Source organism: Enterobacter cloacae complex sp. SHL021 (assembly GCF_049237765.1).
GTDB lineage: Bacteria > Pseudomonadota > Gammaproteobacteria > Enterobacterales > Enterobacteriaceae > Enterobacter > Enterobacter cloacae.
In genome coordinates this window covers 96,601-112,288 of the sequence record NZ_JBMKJG010000004.1, presented here as the reverse complement: position 1 = coordinate 112,288, position 15,688 = coordinate 96,601, and the positions used below count along the sequence as shown (strand labels likewise).

Annotated in this window: 16 protein-coding genes; 8 read left to right on the top strand and 8 right to left on the bottom strand. The window is 60.1% G+C overall.

Annotation, left to right across the window (positions count from 1 at the left end):
- Window positions 1–2 precede the first annotated feature (2 nt).
- The 3 genes from ACOTZF_RS05320 (at window position 3) to ACOTZF_RS05310 (ending at window position 1,611) form a co-directional block, all read left to right on the top strand.
- Complete coding sequence (locus ACOTZF_RS05320) at window positions 3–746, top strand: SDR family NAD(P)-dependent oxidoreductase (protein ID WP_129251527.1); 744 nt, start codon at window positions 3–5, stop codon at window positions 744–746.
- A gap of 183 nt (window positions 747–929) precedes the next feature.
- On the top strand, window positions 930–1,226 hold the full coding sequence (locus ACOTZF_RS05315; protein ID WP_029882114.1) for a type II toxin-antitoxin system RelE family toxin: 297 nt from the start codon (window positions 930–932) through the stop codon (window positions 1,224–1,226).
- The gene (locus tag ACOTZF_RS05310; protein ID WP_129251528.1) at window positions 1,207–1,611 is read left to right on the top strand and encodes a helix-turn-helix domain-containing protein; all 405 of its coding nucleotides are present in this window, start codon (window positions 1,207–1,209) and stop codon (window positions 1,609–1,611) included. Before ACOTZF_RS05315 ends, ACOTZF_RS05310 begins: the two co-directional genes overlap by 20 nt.
- On the opposite strand, the gene ACOTZF_RS05305 is transcribed toward ACOTZF_RS05310, so the two are convergent.
- Both ACOTZF_RS05305 and cstA read right to left on the bottom strand, forming a co-directional pair.
- A complete protein-coding gene (locus tag ACOTZF_RS05305) occupies window positions 1,608–1,805 on the bottom strand; it encodes a YbdD/YjiX family protein (protein ID WP_013097627.1) in 198 nt (65 codons plus the stop codon). The genes ACOTZF_RS05310 and ACOTZF_RS05305 overlap by 4 nt on opposite strands.
- A 103-nt stretch (window positions 1,806–1,908) precedes the next feature.
- Entirely contained in the window at window positions 1,909–4,014 is a 2,106-nt protein-coding gene (gene cstA / locus ACOTZF_RS05300) for a pyruvate/proton symporter CstA (protein ID WP_058683138.1), read from the bottom strand.
- Between the two features lie 292 nt (window positions 4,015–4,306).
- Between cstA and ACOTZF_RS05295 the strand changes: the two genes are divergently transcribed.
- Entirely contained in the window at window positions 4,307–5,419 is a 1,113-nt protein-coding gene (locus ACOTZF_RS05295) for a M20 family metallopeptidase (protein WP_129251529.1), read from the top strand.
- Between the two features lie 67 nt (window positions 5,420–5,486).
- On the opposite strand, the gene entH is transcribed toward ACOTZF_RS05295, so the two are convergent.
- The 5 genes from entH to entC are packed head-to-tail and all read right to left on the bottom strand — an operon-like array spanning window position 5,487 to window position 10,312.
- A complete protein-coding gene (gene entH, locus ACOTZF_RS05290; protein WP_029883765.1) occupies window positions 5,487–5,900 on the bottom strand; it encodes a proofreading thioesterase EntH in 414 nt (137 codons plus the stop codon).
- Complete coding sequence (entA, locus tag ACOTZF_RS05285) at window positions 5,900–6,652, bottom strand: 2,3-dihydro-2,3-dihydroxybenzoate dehydrogenase EntA (protein WP_129251530.1); 753 nt, start codon at window positions 6,650–6,652, stop codon at window positions 5,900–5,902. The genes entH and entA overlap by 1 nt, the downstream gene beginning before the upstream one ends.
- The gene (locus ACOTZF_RS05280) at window positions 6,652–7,506 is read right to left on the bottom strand and encodes an isochorismatase (protein WP_020684613.1); all 855 of its coding nucleotides are present in this window, start codon (window positions 7,504–7,506) and stop codon (window positions 6,652–6,654) included. Before ACOTZF_RS05280 ends, entA begins: the two co-directional genes overlap by 1 nt.
- 10 nt (window positions 7,507–7,516) lie before the next feature.
- Complete coding sequence (entE, locus tag ACOTZF_RS05275) at window positions 7,517–9,127, bottom strand: (2,3-dihydroxybenzoyl)adenylate synthase EntE (protein ID WP_108453306.1); 1,611 nt, start codon at window positions 9,125–9,127, stop codon at window positions 7,517–7,519.
- Between the two features lie 9 nt (window positions 9,128–9,136).
- Window positions 9,137–10,312 carry an isochorismate synthase EntC gene (entC, locus tag ACOTZF_RS05270; protein ID WP_038418883.1) on the bottom strand — a complete coding sequence of 392 codons (1,176 nt, stop codon included), beginning with the start codon at window positions 10,310–10,312 and terminating at the stop codon, window positions 9,137–9,139.
- Window positions 10,313–10,500: 188 nt separating this feature from the next.
- Between entC and fepB the strand changes: the two genes are divergently transcribed.
- Window positions 10,501–11,460, top strand: coding sequence for a Fe2+-enterobactin ABC transporter substrate-binding protein (gene fepB / locus ACOTZF_RS05265; protein ID WP_013097635.1), 960 nt, complete (start codon window positions 10,501–10,503; stop codon window positions 11,458–11,460).
- 46 nt (window positions 11,461–11,506) lie between these two features.
- On the opposite strand, the gene entS is transcribed toward fepB, so the two are convergent.
- Window positions 11,507–12,754, bottom strand: a complete 1,248-nt coding sequence (entS, locus tag ACOTZF_RS05260) for an enterobactin transporter EntS (protein WP_038981022.1) — start codon at window positions 12,752–12,754, stop codon at window positions 11,507–11,509.
- A gap of 108 nt (window positions 12,755–12,862) precedes the next feature.
- Between entS and fepD the strand changes: the two genes are divergently transcribed.
- The 3 genes from fepD to fepC are packed head-to-tail and all read left to right on the top strand — an operon-like array spanning window position 12,863 to window position 15,656.
- Window positions 12,863–13,870, top strand: coding sequence for a Fe(3+)-siderophore ABC transporter permease (fepD, locus tag ACOTZF_RS05255; protein ID WP_038981024.1), 1,008 nt, complete (start codon window positions 12,863–12,865; stop codon window positions 13,868–13,870).
- A complete protein-coding gene (gene fepG / locus ACOTZF_RS05250; RefSeq protein ID WP_038981026.1) occupies window positions 13,867–14,859 on the top strand; it encodes an iron-enterobactin ABC transporter permease in 993 nt (330 codons plus the stop codon). Before fepD ends, fepG begins: the two co-directional genes overlap by 4 nt.
- The gene (fepC, locus tag ACOTZF_RS05245) at window positions 14,856–15,656 is read left to right on the top strand and encodes an iron-enterobactin ABC transporter ATP-binding protein (protein ID WP_129318191.1); all 801 of its coding nucleotides are present in this window, start codon (window positions 14,856–14,858) and stop codon (window positions 15,654–15,656) included. Before fepG ends, fepC begins: the two co-directional genes overlap by 4 nt.
- The last annotated feature ends 32 nt before the right edge of the window (window positions 15,657–15,688 follow it).

Below are 15,688 nucleotides of genomic sequence, written 5' to 3'. Positions count from 1 at the left end.
TCATGCAGATCGATTTAACAGGTAAGAAAGCGCTGGTTACCGGTGCCAGCCGGGGATTGGGCCGTGCTATCGCGCTGTCGCTGGCACGCGCCGGTGCCGATGTGGTTATCACGTATGAAAAGTCCGTCGATAAAGCCCAGGCCGTGGTCGATGAGATAAGCGCGCTGGGGCGGCACAGTGAGGCGGTTCAGGCCGACAGCGCCAGCGCAGAGGCTATTCAGGACGCGGTCACCCATGCGGCGCGCACCCTCGGCGGGCTGGACATTCTGGTCAATAACGCCGGTATCGCCCGCGGCGGCCCGCTGGAGTCCATGACGCTGGCGGATATCGATGCCCTGATTAACGTCAACATTCGCGGCGTGGTGATCGCCACGCAGGAAGCGCTGGTACACATGTCTGACGGCGGACGCATTATCAATATCGGTAGCTGTCTGGCAAACCGCGTGGCGATGCCGGGTATCTCCGTCTACTCCATGACCAAATCCGCGCTTAACTCCTTCACGCGCGGTCTGGCGCGGGATCTGGGGCCCCGCGGTATTACCGTGAACCTGGTGCATCCCGGCCCGACCAACAGCGATATGAACCCGGAGGTCGGCGAACAGGCAGAAGCCCAGCGTCAGATGATTGCCGTCGGTCATTACGGGCAACCGGAAGATATCGCGGCGGCGGTCACCTTCCTCGCCAGCCCGGCCGCCGGACAGATCTCCGGTACGGGGCTGGATGTGGACGGCGGTTTGAACGCCTGATCGCACATTTTCTGCAAGCCTCTGTCGCCCGGCAGAGGCGTTTTCGCACCGCCTCGACGGTTTGCGTTTTGCCTCTTACCTGCATTTGTTCTCCGCTCTACAGTAGCCCATAAGAAATTCGGAATTTATCTAATAGTCTTATTATTTCCTTATACTTTGTGTGGGCGTACAGTGGAGGTACGGATGAAGATTGTCTGGTCCAATGGGGCAAAGAAGGCATTTTTAAAGATTGACGAGCGATATCAGCGTCGCATTGAGTTGAAGCTTGTTGAGCTGGATGACCGCTCGGCTCCCCGGCCCGATATCAAAAAAATATCGGCGACAGAAGATCACTACCGGCTACGCGTTGGCGATTACCGCATCGTCTATACGCTTCGGGACGAACCCGATAACCATTGTTATGTTTTGGCCGTTAAGCGCAGAACATCAACAACTTACCTGCACGAGGAGAAAGCCACCTATGGCTGTTCAGCTAATTAAGGACGACAACGGACAAACGCAGTACGTGGTTATTCCCTATGATGAATATTTTCGTATGTGCCTGCAGATGGCGGAAATCGACGACGAAACCGACGACGATCTGGAGGATATTGAAGTCGAACACGACGAGCTGGATGACGTTGAACTTCCAGGTGAGGTTTGCAGCATCATGACCTGGCAGAACGTCAGCCTGCAGGCCGCCTGGCGCATCCTGCGCGGCATGTCCCAGCAGGAGGTAGCAGAGAAACTCGGCATCACCCAGTCTGCCGTATCACAGCTGGAAGCGCTGGACTCCCGTCCGCAAAAGCGCACCCGTGAAAAGCTGGCGGCGATCTACGGCTGTAAACAGGAACAGATCAGCCTCTATTTACCGAAAGAGGGTTAACAGCACTTCGCCCCGCCCTTGCCGCCGTAACGGGCATCCTGGCGATCGCGGAAAAATTCGTCGTAGGTCATTGGCGTCTGGTCCGGATGGTTGACGCGCATATGCTCGACGTAGTTGTCGTAGTCCGGCACGCCAATCATCATTTTGGCGGCCTGGCCCAGGTATTTACCTGCTTTGGAAAGGGTGTCGAACATAAGTCATTTCTCGTTTGTTTCCCTCACCCCGGCCCTCTCCCAAAGGGAGAGGGAGGATAAGAAATGTAGGCCGGGTAAGCGCTAGCGCCACCCGGCACACAGGTTAATGCGCCCCTTTGGCCTGGGTGACAATCTCTTCCAGGTTTTCAGGCATTGGCTCGTAAGGCGTCTCTTTCGCTGTCGGCTTGTCTTCTTTCAGCGCCGCCAGCGCGGTCTTCAGAGAATACAACGCCAGTACCACGACCACCACCATAAAGAAGATGGTCAGCCCGGCATCCAGACGGTTGTTAAACACCAGCTGCGACAGCTGTGATTCTGTATACTGCGCCGGAATTTTACCGCTGTCGATCATCGCCTGGAACTTATTGGCAATCGCCAGGAAACCCACTTTATTGTCCGGGCTGAAGGCTTTCTGCCAGCCCGCCGTCAGGGTACAAATCAGCAGCCAGGAAGTAGGCAGCAGCGCCACCCAGGCATAACGCTGGCGCTTCATCTTGAACAGCACCACCGCACACAGCATCAGCGCCATCCCTGCCAGCATCTGGTTAGCGATACCAAACAGCGGCCACAGCGTGTTAATACCGCCCAGCGGATCCACCACGCCCTGATGCAGGAAGTACCCCCACGCCAGCACGCACAAGGCCGTTGCCAGCAGGTTCGCCGGGAGCGAATCGGTACGCTTCAGGTTCGGGGAGATCACGCCCAGCAGATCCTGCAGCATAAAGCGCGCCGCACGCGTCCCCGCATCCACCGCCGTCAGAATAAACAGCGCTTCAAAGAGAATGGCGAAGTGATACCAGAACGAGACATCCATCAGCCCGCCCAGCGCACCGTGAAGGATGTAGGCCATGCCCACCGCCAGCGTAGGCGCGCCACCCGCGCGGGAGATAATCGACTGCTCGCCCACTTCACTGGCGATACTCGATAACGTATCCGGGGTAATGGCAAAGCCCCAGCCGCTTACCACCTGTGCTGCGGATGCCACCACGTCGGCGGTGCCCGCCGGAGCCAGAACCGCCATCGGGCTGTTCATCGCGAAGTAGACGCCCGGGTCGATAATGCAGGCAGAGACCAGCGCCATGATCGCCACGAAGGACTCCATCAGCATGCCGCCGTAGCCAATCAGGCAAGCCTGATTTTCATTCGCCAGCATCTTCGGCGTGGTCCCGGAGGCAATCAGCGCGTGGAAGCCAGACACCGCACCACAGGCGATGGTGATAAACAGGAACGGGAACAGGTTACCGGTCCAGACCGGGCCCGTACCGTCAACGAATTTGGTTAACGCTGGCATGGTCAGCGTCGGGCGCATGATCAAAATACCGATAGCCAGCCCGACGATGGTGCCAATTTTCAGGAACGTGGAAAGGTAATCACGCGGGGCCAGCAGCAGCCACACCGGCAGCACCGCGGCCACAAACCCGTACCCCACCAGCATCCAGGTCAGCTGTACGCCGGTAAAGTCGAAGAACGGTGCCCAGGTTGGGCTCTCTGCCACCCAGCCGCCGGAGATAATGGCGAACACCAGCAGCACCAGACCAATCACCGACACCTCACCAATGCGTCCCGGACGCAGGTAGCGAATGTAGATCCCCATAAAAATGGCCAGCGGAATGGTGAACGCGACGGTGTAAGTCCCCCACGGACTGTGGGTCAGCGCTTTCACCACAATCATCGCCAGTACCGCAAGGATGATCACCATGATCATAAAGGTCGCCACCAGCGCAATCACCCCGGCCGTCGCGCCCATCTCCTCTTTCACCAGCTCGCCAAGCGAACGGCCGTCGCGACGGGTGGAGACGAACAGCACCATAAAGTCCTGTACGGCCCCCGCCAGCACCACGCCGGCAAGGATCCAGATCATCCCCGGCAGATAGCCCATCTGCGCCGCCAGCACCGGCCCCACCAGCGGGCCTGCCCCGGCAATCGCCGCAAAGTGGTGACCGAACAGCACTTTCTTATCGGTCGGAACGTAGTCCAGCCCGTCGTTATGACGAACGGCGGGCGTCATGCGCGTGCCGTCAACCGCCAGCACCGTTTTGGCGATATAGCGACCATAAAAACGATACGCGATCAGATAAATGCAGACGGAGGCAACGACAATCCAGAGCGCATTGATCTGTTCCCCCCGGTTGAGGGCGATATAGCCCAGGGCAAAAGCTCCCACAACGGAAAGCAGTGCCCATGTAAGGTATTTCCCTGAGTTGTTCATAGTTGTTGTCCGTTGTTGTGGAACAGTGAGATGTTACATTTTGTTTCTAGAACAACGCGTAAAATTTAACAACTTTGAAACGCAATAATGCGTGGTCAAACCAGAGATTTACACCACAGTGTTAAGTCGATCACTTTCAGGCTGAAACAACCCCGTCGCTGTCATCGGTCACACTTCTGCGTTTTTCGTCCTGGCTCAACCTTACGGGATGATTTGTATCATTTTTTTTACGCTCAACCTCGCCAGAATGACCCTGCGCGATCGCGCGCTTACCGCTTACAAGGAAAAGGAAATGAATCTGGATCGCTACATTGAAGAGCTGAAAAGCCTGGTGAACGTGGACTGCGGCACCCAGACCATCGCGGGCGTTGCCGCCGTGGCTGGTATTTTAGAATCTCTCTGGCAACGCGAAGGCTGGCATACCGGGCAGGTAAACCTGGGCGAGAAAGTTGGCCCGGGCCTCTTCGTCAGCAACAAGCCGCAAGCAGAGCAGTTCGACGTGCTGCTGGTCGGCCATCTTGATACCGTTTTTGCCCCCGGCACCGTGGCCGAACGCCCGTTGAGCGAGGACGATACGCGTCTCTACGGCCCCGGCGTGTCTGATATGAAAAGCGGACTGCTCAATATTCTGTGGGCAATGCGCGAGCTAGATCCTACGGATAAAGATCGCCTGGCAATTGCGGTCGCGATGAATCCGGACGAAGAAACGGGCTCGGTATACTCCCACGAATGGATCGGTGCACTGGCACAACGCTCCCGCTGCGTGCTGGTGTGCGAAGCTGCCCGTGCTGATGGCTCTCTGGTGAAAGCCCGTAAAGGTATGGCGGGCTATCACCTCACCTTCAAGGGCGTGGCGGCACACGCGGGTAACGACCCGGAAAAAGGCCGTTCGGCAATCACAGCGCTGGCAAACAGCATCGTTGCCCTGAATGCGCTGAGCGACGGGTCGCGCGGCACCACACTCAACGTAGGGGTGATTCGCGGCGGCAGCGCGGCAAACGTGGTGGCGGACAACGCCGTGGCCGAGCTCGACGTTCGCTTCTGGGAAAACGACGAGTACGACCGGGTGAATCAGGCGCTGGAAGCCTTATGTGAAAAAGGCTTTTTAGACGGCGTGACGACGACGCTGACGCGGGTCAATCACAAACCGGCGATGGCAGCAAGCGTTGCGACTCAGGCACTGATGCAGCAGGTTGAAGCGGCAGGTAAAGCGGAAGGCATCGCCATTACCTGGCAGGCGGTCGGCGGCGGCAGCGATGCCAACCACACCGCTGCGCTGGGTATCCCCACGCTTGACGGCTTAGGGCCGATTGGCGCGGGCTTCCACAGCCCGGCGGAGTGGCTGGACAAAGCGTCCATTGCGCCGCGAATTCGGTTACTTAAACGCGTCGTCTCAATGCTCTAATTTTGTACTACACCGTCCCCTCTCCCTGTGGGAGAGGGTTAGGGTGAGGGCAACAGGCCGCACAACATTACCCCAGCACCATCGTACTCAACCGGCAGGTACAGCACCGCCGTCCCTGCTCGTCGAACACCACAATCTCCCAGCTCTGGCTGGATCGACCCAGATGCAGCGGCTGACACACGCCGCGCACGGTCCCCTGCGCTACCGCACGATGATGGGTGGCATTCAGCTCCGTTCCCACCACGTTCTGCCCGTCGCGGGTCATCAGAAAACCGGCCATCGAGCCCAGCGTTTCCGCCAGCGCCGCCGACGCGCCACCGTGCAGCAGGCCAAACGGCTGATGGGTGCGCGTATCCACCGGCATTTCCGCTTCCAGCGTATCGTCGCCAAGGCGGGTATAAACGATGCCCAGATGCGCCACCAGCGTGTTCTGGCTGGTGGCGTTCAGCGCATCTAACGATAAATGGCGTTTCCAGATCATTACGCCCCCAGCGTGGAGCCGCCGTCCACCACGATATCCTGCAGGGTGATATGGCTGGCAGCATCGGAGGCCAGGAACAGGATCGTGCTGGCAATCTCCTGAGGACGGGCAATTTTCCCGAGCGGGATCCCCAGCTTAAACTGCTCGCCAAAACCGCGAATGCGCTGCTGCTCCGCATCGTCGCAGGTCCACAGGGTGCGCTGCATATCGGTATCCGTTGACCCCGGCGACACCAGATTACAGCGCACGCCGCTGCCCGCCAGCTCCAGCCCGACGGTGAGGGCCAGGCTTTTCAGCGCCGCTTTCGAGGCGCCATAGGCACTCATCCCGATGCGCGGCGTATGGGCCGCGTCGGACGCCACGGTGACAATCGCCCCGCTCTGCTGACGACGGAACTGGCCCATCGTCTGTTGAAAGAGGTTAAACGCCCCGCCAACGTTGACCGCAAACGTCTGCTGCCAGTCCTCCTGCGAAAGCTGGTCCGTGGCGCCCATGCGCAGAATGCCGGCGGCGTTGACCAGTATGTCCAGACGTTCCTCTACGGCGAGCAATCGCCCGCAGACATCGCTCACCTGCGCCGCGTCAGATACGTCCAGCGTTTCGGTAGCAAACGGATAATTTCCCTGCGGGAAGGCCAGATCGAATCCGGTCACCTTCGCGCCCGCGTCGGCAAAAGCCAGCGCCGTCGCATAACCAATCCCCTTGCCCGCCCCTGTCACCCAGACGGTTTTGCCGGTGAAATCAACAACCATTACTGCACCTCGCGGGAAAGCAGCGCCCACCAGGCGTCGAGGGTCGGATTTTTTGCCAGCATCACGAAATCGATATCGCCGTGGACTTTACGCCAGCGTGCGGCGAGCGCCATCATGCGCACCGAATCCAGGCCGTAGTCGATCAGGTTTTCATCATCCATCGGTTCGTCGGTTTCATCGAGTAATGGCAGGATGAGCTCACGCAGCGCCGCTTTTGAGGCCGGAACCGACGGCAACAGGTCATCGGTCATCACCACGCGGCCGGAACGCCCCGCCACATAGTTGAGCGACATCAGGTGCTCTTCGCGGGTGAAATCTGCCAGCGCGTCGGCAATAAAGAAGGGTTTGATGTCGCGCATAAACGCATCGGTGGCGGTGGTCATGCAGCCGATGTGAGCATACACGCCGGTGATCAGCAGCTGATTGCGGCCTGTCTCTTTCAGCATCAGCTCCAGCGGCGAGCGATGAAACGCGCTGTAGCGCCACTTCACCAGCACGGTGTCCGCTTCGTCCGGGGTCAGTTCAGCGACGATGCGCTGCTGCTCCGGGGATCGGGTCAGGCCCGGGCCCCACATGTCATTCAGCAGGGCGCGGTCTTCGTCGCTCTGCTCTTTCGGCTGGGCGGTGTAGTAAACCGGAATGTTGTGCGCTTTACAGTACGCGCGCAGCCTGGCGATGTTCGCCACCACCTGTTGCATCATCGCACTGTTTTCGCCCCAGAAGTTCAGGAAATACTCCTGCATATCGTGGATCAGCAGCGCGGCACGTTCAGGCTCAAACGCCCAGTTCACTTTGCTTGTCGGCAACTCTGCGGCAGTTGGCAGCGCATAAGCGGTTAATTTTGGAATAGCCATACTCTGTTCCTCAGGCCCGGGCGCGTTCAGCGATCCACAGGCGCAACTGTTTCTTATCGACTTTGCCGACCGGCGTTAACGGCAGCGCATCCACGCTCTCCACGCGATCCGGCAGTTTGAATTCGGCAACGCCCTGCTCGCGCAGGAAGCGACGCACCTCAACCGCGCGCAGCGGCTGTTTCACCACCAGAAACGCGCAGCTTTTCTCGCCCAACAGGCTGTCCTCCATGCTCACCAGCGCGGCGTGGATCACCGCCTCATGGCGCAGCAGCAGGTTTTCGATCTCTTCAGCGGCGATCTTCTCCCCGCCGCGGTTGATCTGATCTTTCTCGCGCCCCTGCACGGTGATGTACCCCTGCTCGTCGATGGCAATCAGATCGCCGGAGCAGTAAAACCCGTTGGCATCAAAGGCGCTGGCGTTGTGTTCCGGGCTGTTGAAATAGCCGCGGAAGGTGTACGGCCCACGGGTCATCAGACGTCCTGTTTCGCCACGCGGCAGCGGGTTGCCGTGCTCGTCCGCCACCCACACTTCGTCATCCGGGCACATCGGACGGCCCTGGGTGTGGATGATGCGATCCGGGGTATCGTCGAGAGCGGTGTAATTCACCAGCCCTTCCGCCATGCCGAACACCTGCTGTAGCTGGCAGCCAATTTCCGCCGGAATACGCGCGGCGAGCGTGGCGGAGAGGCGTGCGCCCCCCACCTGTAGCAGCTTCAGCGATTTAAGCTGCGCATTGCCCGCGCCGTCGGCAATCGCCTGCAGCCACAGGCTGACCGCCGGGGGTACCAGCGAGGTGACGTTAATCTGATGGCGTTCAATCAGCGGGAAGCAGATCGTGGCGCTCGGATCGTGCGCCAGCACCACGCAGCCACCAGCCATGAATACCCCTAACGAACCCGGGGAACTCATGGCGTAGTTATGGGCCGCCGGTAGCGCATTCAGATAGCGGGTATCCGCGGTAATGCCGCAAATTTCGTTGCTGCGACGAATGCTGTAGTCGTAATCGTTATGCGTACGCGGGATCAGCTTTGGCGTGCCGGTACTGCCGCCTGAAAGCTGAAAGAACGCCACTTCGTCGGCGGGCGTGGGGTTGGGGATGAAATGGGCCGCCGGGTGGGCGATGGCCGCCTCCAGGGCATGTGCGCCGTTATCGCCACGCAGCAGGACAACACGCACTGAGCGATGTTCATCCACAAAACGGTTCAGGAAATCATCGCCTGCAAACAGGGCGTGCTCGCGGTCGGCAATCAGCAGCGCGGGTTTGATCTGTGCGGCGTAGGCGTTCAGCTCGTTACGTTGATGGCTGAAAAGCGCGTTCACCGGAGCCACACCCACCTGCAGAAGCGCGAAAAAGGTGATGTAAAACTCAGCCACGTTGCCGAGCTGAACCAGCGCGGTCTCGCCACGACGCACGCCCTGCTCCTGCAGGACGGAGGCCAGGTTATTCACCGCCTGGTTGAACGCGCGCCAGGTCAGGTGACGTTCACCGTCAATAATGGCGACGGTATCTTTCTCCGCGTGGTCGGTCAGAATGTGGGTCAGCGGCAGATCCTGCCAGTAGCCTTTTTCACGGTAACGCCGGGCAAACTCCTCAGGCCAACGGGTAAAGGGGATGGTCATGATGATTCCTCAGTGCAAACCAAAAACGTTGAGCATGGTGGAGAGCTTCACCCCGGTTTCGCGCCACTCGCCCACCGGGGAGGAGGCTGGCACAATGCCCGCACCGGCAAACAGGCGAACGCGATTTTTAAGCAAACGCGCGCAGCGGATGGTCACCACCCACTCGCCGTTGCCTTCGCTGTCACACCAGCCAACGATGCCGCCAAACAGTTCGCGGTCGAACGGCTCCAGCCCGGCAATCAGCTCTTTTGCCGCCTGATGCGGGAAACCGCTCAGCGCAGGCGTCGGGTGCAGCAGACAGGCCAGAGTCAGGGCGTTCTCATTTTCACGGGCCTCCCCTTCCACTGGCGTCGCCAGATGCCAGAGCGTTGGGGTGGTGATCAGCTGCGGGGAAGCTGGCATGCTGAGATGATGGCTGCGCGGTGCCAGAATGGCTTTCATCGCCTGGGTCACCAGATCGTGCTCGTGGCGATCCTTCTCGGAGGCCAGCAGCTTATTACCCGCCTCGCGATCCAGCACGTCATCCGGCTGACGACGCGCAGAGCCCGCCAGCGGCAGAGAGCTAAAGTGTGTCCCCTCTTTACGCAGCAGCAGTTCCGGGCTCGCGCCCAGCAGCACGCCGCCATCTTCCAGCGGCACATGGAAGTTGAAGCTGGCCGGATTCTGGGCGATCAGTCGCTCCATCAGCGCGCCGCTATCAATCGTTTTATCCGTCGCAATATCAATCAGCCGCGACAGCACCACTTTGTTCACCTGTGGCGTGGCGGTGAGCGCTGCCGCACGGGCAACCATCTCTTCAAACACGGGCTGCGGCGGGATCTCAGTGCGGGTTTCCACGCTCAACGCCTGGGAAGCGGAAAAATAGCGCGCGGACTGCTGACGCGCCGGGCGCGAAAAGGTCTGCCAGTGCTGCGGAATAAACAGGGATGAGGGCTTGCGGGTATCGAACGGGATGGCTCCCACCATCACGGGATGGGCAATGCCGCTGGCCTTCGCGTTGCGGAAAGCCTGAGCCAGTTTCTGCTGGAAGGCCCCCGACGGGTTATCACCGCCCTCGGCGGGTTCAGAGAAACGGGAAAAACAGCCTGACGTGGTAAAACTGCGGTAAGGCGACATAAAGAAAAAGCTGTCTGATGGCAGCGTGGTCGCGGTGTGCTGAACTTCCTCAGCCAGGGACGTATCCATATCATCCTCCATAAAATGATAAAAGAAGCAATAATGATTATCATTTATATTTTCGTTGGCTAACCTAATCCCACATCGCGCCGGTGTCAACCGCAGAGCGAACATCTTGTGCGAGTATCGCTTGCATCCCCTCGCCGCAATCATGAAAATGAGAAGCATTAACCTCAAAGAGAACAGGATGCCGCGTTGTGAAATTCCCCGCCGTTTGCCGTAATGCCCTTCTTTTAACGGGATGTTTTGTTTTAGGACTAACCTCAGCCATCGCCGCCGACTGGCCGCGTCAGGTAACCGACAGCCGCGGCGTGCATACCCTGGAGAGCAAACCCACGCGCATTGTCTCCACCAGCGTGACCCTGACCGGCTCATTGCTGGCGATTGACGCTCCGGTAGTGGCCAGCGGGGCGACCACGCCCAATAACCGCGTGGCGGATGCGCAGGGCTTTTTACGTCAGTGGGGTGATATTGCGAAACAGCGCAACGTGGCGCGCCTGTACATTGGCGAGCCGAGTGCGGAAGCGGTGGCGGCGCAGATGCCGGATCTGATTCTGATTAGCGCGACCGGCGGAGATTCGGCCCTGGCGTTGTACGATCAGCTCTCCGCCATCGCGCCGACGCTCATCATCAACTACGACGACAAAAGCTGGCAGGAACTGCTGAAGCAGTTAGGCACGATAACCGGACAGGAAAAACAGGCCGCCGAACGCATTGCAGCATTCGATAAACAACTCGCGCAGGTGAAACAGCAGATGACGCTGCCGCCGCAACCGGTGAACGCCATTGTGTACACCGCTGCCGCGCACAGCGCTAACCTGTGGACCGCGGAGTCTGCCCAGGGCCAGCTGTTGCACCAGTTAGGCTTTACCCTGGCCGAACTGCCTGCCGGGCTGCACACATCAAAAAGTCAGGGCAAACGTCACGACATCATCCAGTTAGGCGGTGAAAATCTGGCTACCGGGCTGAACGGTGAAGGCCTGTTCCTGTTTGCCGGCGATCAAAAAGACGTTGAAGCGATTTACGCCAACCCGCTGCTGGCTCACCTGCCTGCGGTGAAGAATAAACGCGTGTGGGCACTGGGAACGGAGACGTTCCGCCTGGATTATTACAGCGCGATGCTGGTGTTAGAGAGATTAAATGCATTGTTTAAGTAGGCATTTTCCCTCCCTCTCCCCGTGGGAGAGGGGCGGGGTGAGGGCATCAGGCCGCACCGTCGTTCAATACAACCTCCTGCCGGAACCGGCGCAATTCTGCTAATACCATTAACAGGATCCCACCTACAACGGCTAACGCAAACCCGCTGGTGCTCGCCGAAGCCACCGGTGTCATGACGGCCCCCAGCCCACCGAGGATCGCCGCGCCAATGGCATCGCCCGTCACGTTTTGCGCGGTCCACAGGCCGTTGATGCGCCCGAGCATCCCCTCCGGCGTCTGGGTCTGGATCAGGGTGTACTGCAACAGAGAACTGATGGCGCTCAGCCAGCCGAAGAGCACCAGACACAGCACACCCAGCGCCCAGACCGGCATCAGGCTGAAGAACCCCATCGCGATAAACGACGCCAGTGTCGTCAACAGCATAATCAACCCTGGACGCGCGCTCTGCGCCAGCCTGCCGCTGGTTAGCGCACCACACGCCGCGCCGAGCGGAATGGCGGCGTACAGCACGCCAATCTCTGAGGCGCTCATCTGCCACACCCCCGCCAGCGCCGGGTACAGCACGCGTACGGCGCTCGCCATCGTCAGCAGACCACCGAGCAGCGCAATACCACCAATCAGCGGGTTGCTGAACAGAAACCGGATCGCCGCCATCAGCGATTTCAGCGGATGCTCACGCGGCTGCGGTGGCGGTGGCAGAAGCGGCAGACGCAGCAAGGTTAAGGTGGTAATAAACGTCCCCGCAGCCGCGAGGCCGTAGTTCCACGCCACGTTACCGGTGGCCAGCAGCAGGCCGCCCACCATCGGCGATATCACCGAGCCAAGACGGACGGTAAGCATGGTAATTGCCCCCGCCTGCATCAAATTCTCACGCCCTACCAGCGCGGGCGTGGCGGCCAGCAGCGCCGTCACGCCTAACGAAGCAAAGAAACCATCCCACAGCCCGAGGGCGTAAATGGCGAGTAAGGAGGGTTCTGGCAGCATTGCGTTCAGGCACAATCCGACAAACCCCACCCCGCAGGTGCCGCGTGCCAGCAGGATCAGCTTCTTGCGTTCGTACCTGTCGGCCAGCACGCCGCCGATCATCAGACCGATAAACATCGCCCCGCCGGTTAAGGTGACCGACAGCCCGACCAGCCAGCTGGAGTGCGTCAACGTCTGGATCTGTACCGGGACGGCAACGCCGAGCAGGCCGAGGGACAAAATGGAGATAAAACGCGCGATAAACACGGCGCGATACGCCGGGTGCGTCTTCAGCAGGCTGAGGTTAATCAGCCAGGATTTTTGATTCATGACAAGACCTTGAGTCTATTTCTACCCATTCCATGGGCGCACATGCTAACATAGCCAAATAAGATAGATAACGATAATCACTATTATTATCAAATCATGGATGTTGCTATGTCGTTTTCCTCTTCTTCTGCGGTGCGCGCCGTTGCCGTGCCCGTGTTATTGCTGCTGTTAATCCTTGCGATGGCGCTCAGTCTGCTGGTTGGTGCGAAACCGCTGCCCGCCTCCGTGATTGTTGATGCGCTCTTTGGTACCTGTCAGAGCGCCGACTGCACCATCGTGCTGGATGCCCGCCTGCCCCGTACCCTGGCCGGATTACTTGCCGGTGGCGCACTGGGCCTTGCGGGGGCACTTATGCAAACCCTTACCCGCAACCCGCTGGCCGACCCCGGCATTCTTGGCGTGAATAGCGGTGCCAGCTTTGCCATTGTGCTTGGTGCGGCGCTGTTCGGGTTTACCTCTCCCTCAGAACAACTGGTAATGGCCTTTTGCGGCGCGCTGGCGGCCTCGCTGATTGTCGCCTTCACTGGCAGCCAGGGCGGCGGGCAGCTTAGCCCGGTACGTCTGACGCTGGCGGGCGTGGCGCTTGCCGCCGTGCTGGAAGGGTTATCTAACGGCATCGCCCTGCTTAACCCGGACGTTTACGATCAGCTCCGCTTCTGGCAGGCCGGTTCGCTGGATATCCGCACGCTGGAGACGCTTAAGGTGGTGGTCATCCCGGTGATGATTGCCGCCGCCGTGGCACTCGGTTTAAGCCGGGCGCTGAACAGCCTGAGCCTTGGCAGCGACACCGCTACCGCGCTCGGCAACCGCGTGGCACGAACCCAGTTGACGGGATTAGTGGTCATCACCGTGCTGTGCGGCAGTGCGACGGCAGTGGTCGGCCCGATTGCCTTTATCGGGCTGATGATGCCGCATCTGTCGCGCTGGCTGGTGGGGGCCGATCACCGCTGGTCGCTGCCGGTGACGCTGCTGGCAACCCCGGCCCTGCTCTTGTTCGCTGATGTTGTCGGGCGTCTTCTGGTTCCCGGCGAACTGCGCGTTTCGGTGGTGAGTGCCTTTATCGGCGCGCCGGTCCTGATCTTCCTGGTACGACGTAAACGCGGAGGTGGCGCATGATGGCCCCCTCTCGTCGTTTGATCGTCAGCGTTTCGCTGTTGGTTATCGCCATTCTGATGCTGGCGATCGCAAGCCTGTGCAGCGGCGCAGTGACGCTCGATCTGGCCCAGGTGTTTAACGCGCTCACCGGCAGCGCCCCGCGCGCTGTCACGATGGTGGTGACGGAGTGGCGACTGCCGCGCGTAGCAATGGCGATACTGGTGGGTGCCGCGCTTGGCGTCAGCGGCGCGATTTTCCAGTCGCTGATGCGCAATCCGCTCGGTAGCCCGGATGTAATGGGTCTCAACACCGGCGCCTGGAGCGGCGTGCTGGTCGCGATGGTGCTGTTTGGTCAGCATCTGACGGCCATCACCGTGACGGCGATGACCGGCGGGATACTGACCGCGCTGGTGATCTGGCTGCTTGCCTGGCGCAACGGTATCGACACTTTCCGCCTGATCATTATCGGTATCGGCGTGCGTGCCATGCTGATGGCGTTCAATACCTGGCTGCTGCTGCAGGCTTCGCTGGAAACAGCGCTGTCGGCCGGGCTGTGGTATGCCGGTTCCCTCAACGGCCTGACCTGGGGCAAAGTCTGGCCTGCCGCGCCATTGATTCTGCTGATGTTTATCGCCGCGCTGCTGCTGGTGCGGCGCATGCGGCTGCTGGAAATGGGTGACGACAGCGCCTGTGCGCTGGGGGTCGGCGTTGAGCGTTCGCGTCTGATGCTGATGCTGGTCGCCGTGTTGCTCACCGCGGCCTCCACCGCGATTGCCGGCCCCATCTCCTTTATCGCCCTTGTCGCCCCGCACATTGCGCGTCGTCTTAGCGGTACGGCCCGCTGGGGCTTAACCCAGGCGGCGCTGTGCGGCTCAATGTTACTGTTGGCCGCCGATCTCTGCGCCCAGCGGCTGTTTATGCCTTATCAACTTCCGGTGGGCGTTGTCACCGTCAGCCTTGGCGGGATTTACCTCATCGTCTTGCTCGTTCAGGAGTCACGCAAGAAATGACCGATTCAACCCCCCGCTTGCGCGGCGAAAGCCTTACTCTCGGTTACGGCAAAAAAATCGTTGCCCATGACTTAACCGTCAACATTCCTGACGGCCATTTCACGGCGATTATCGGCCCGAACGGCTGCGGCAAGTCGACCCTGCTGCGCACCCTCAGCCGCCTGATGACACCGGTTGAAGGCCAGGTATTCCTCGACGGCGAGCAGATCCAGCGCTTTGCCAGTAAAGAGGTGGCCAGGCGCATCGGGCTGCTGGCGCAAAACGCCACCACGCCGGGAGACATCACGGTGCAGGAGCTGGTCTCACGCGGACGCTATCCGCACCAGCCGCTGTTTACCCGCTGGCGCAAGGAAGATGAAGACGCGGTTAACCGCGCGATGCAGGCAACGGGCATTACGGACCTCGCCCGGCAGAGCGTGGACACCCTTTCCGGCGGCCAGCGTCAACGGGCGTGGATCGCGATGGTGCTGGCGCAGGAGACCTCCATTATGCTGCTGGATGAACCGACGACCTGGCTTGATATCAGCCATCAGATCGATCTGCTCGAGTTGCTGAGCGAGCTCAACCGCACGCAGGGTTACACCCTGGCGGCGGTGCTGCATGATTTGAATCAGGCCTGCCGCTATGCCACGCATTTAATTGCACTGCGCGACGGCGAAATTGTGGCGCAGGGCGCGCCGAAGGAGATTGTGACGCCAGCGCTTATCGAGCGGATCTACGGCATGCGCTGCATGATTATTGACGACCCGGTGGCGGGCACGCCGCTGGTGGTGCCGCTTGGAAAGCGTGCGCGCTGATGCCCTCACCCCGGCCCTCTCCCACAGGGAGA

What these genes read in the sequence shown, in the direction of transcription:
- ACOTZF_RS05320 (WP_129251527.1), top strand. Translation starts at nt 3, where the DNA reads ATGCAGATCGATTTAACAGGTAAGAAAGCGCTGGTTACCGGTGCCAGC.
- ACOTZF_RS05315 (WP_029882114.1), top strand. Translation starts at nt 930, where the DNA reads ATGAAGATTGTCTGGTCCAATGGGGCAAAGAAGGCATTTTTAAAGATT.
- ACOTZF_RS05310 (WP_129251528.1), top strand. Translation starts at nt 1,207, where the DNA reads ATGGCTGTTCAGCTAATTAAGGACGACAACGGACAAACGCAGTACGTG.
- ACOTZF_RS05305 (WP_013097627.1), bottom strand. Translation starts at nt 1,805, where the DNA reads ATGTTCGACACCCTTTCCAAAGCAGGTAAATACCTGGGCCAGGCCGCC.
- cstA (WP_058683138.1), bottom strand. Translation starts at nt 4,014, where the DNA reads ATGAACAACTCAGGGAAATACCTTACATGGGCACTGCTTTCCGTTGTG.
- ACOTZF_RS05295 (WP_129251529.1), top strand. Translation starts at nt 4,307, where the DNA reads ATGAATCTGGATCGCTACATTGAAGAGCTGAAAAGCCTGGTGAACGTG.
- entH (WP_029883765.1), bottom strand. Translation starts at nt 5,900, where the DNA reads ATGATCTGGAAACGCCATTTATCGTTAGATGCGCTGAACGCCACCAGC.
- entA (WP_129251530.1), bottom strand. Translation starts at nt 6,652, where the DNA reads ATGGTTGTTGATTTCACCGGCAAAACCGTCTGGGTGACAGGGGCGGGC.
- ACOTZF_RS05280 (WP_020684613.1), bottom strand. Translation starts at nt 7,506, where the DNA reads ATGGCTATTCCAAAATTAACCGCTTATGCGCTGCCAACTGCCGCAGAG.
- entE (WP_108453306.1), bottom strand. Translation starts at nt 9,127, where the DNA reads ATGACCATCCCCTTTACCCGTTGGCCTGAGGAGTTTGCCCGGCGTTAC.
- entC (WP_038418883.1), bottom strand. Translation starts at nt 10,312, where the DNA reads ATGGATACGTCCCTGGCTGAGGAAGTTCAGCACACCGCGACCACGCTG.
- entS (WP_038981022.1), bottom strand. Translation starts at nt 12,754, where the DNA reads ATGAATCAAAAATCCTGGCTGATTAACCTCAGCCTGCTGAAGACGCAC.
- fepD (WP_038981024.1), top strand. Translation starts at nt 12,863, where the DNA reads ATGTCGTTTTCCTCTTCTTCTGCGGTGCGCGCCGTTGCCGTGCCCGTG.
- fepG (WP_038981026.1), top strand. Translation starts at nt 13,867, where the DNA reads ATGATGGCCCCCTCTCGTCGTTTGATCGTCAGCGTTTCGCTGTTGGTT.
- fepC (WP_129318191.1), top strand. Translation starts at nt 14,856, where the DNA reads ATGACCGATTCAACCCCCCGCTTGCGCGGCGAAAGCCTTACTCTCGGT.